Genomic DNA, 386 nt, shown 5'->3' on the forward strand with positions numbered 1-386 from the left:
GTTCTGACTCCTGGTATAAACCGGCCGCTGAATGCGACCAATCCGCCATGCTTTTCAAAGAAAGCATCCGATTTATCAAGTGACTCAGGTTTTATAAAAAAGTACTTTCCATATTTATTTAAAAAGGGTCTGCCGCCGTAACGTCCTAACCAGTACAAGGTCAACGGGCCAGCCACGCCGCCAATGGAGCCGGCCGCCACAACACCGATAAAGGCCATGTCCCCTTCTGAGACCCAGTAACCCGCAAGAGGCAAAACCACTTCAGCAGGTACAAATTCAATGCATAATGCGAGGAAGATGCCAAAGTATGACAAGTTCTTAAAGGCATCAGCTAAAGAAATAATAAAATCTTCGATGTTTATCAATCCCTTTCAAACATAATCATT

1 protein-coding gene is annotated in these 386 nt (G+C 44.3%); it reads right to left on the reverse strand.

All coding sequences use genetic code 11. The features are described 5' to 3' along the window. On the reverse strand, positions 1 to 365 hold a 365-nt coding region (locus GFC01_RS18575), incomplete at its 3' end, for a DedA family protein (protein WP_194175057.1). Positions 366 to 386 lie beyond the last annotated feature (21 nt).

Source organism: Desulfofundulus thermobenzoicus (assembly GCF_009428905.1).
Lineage (GTDB): Bacteria > Bacillota > Desulfotomaculia > Desulfotomaculales > Desulfovirgulaceae > Desulfofundulus_A > Desulfofundulus_A thermobenzoicus.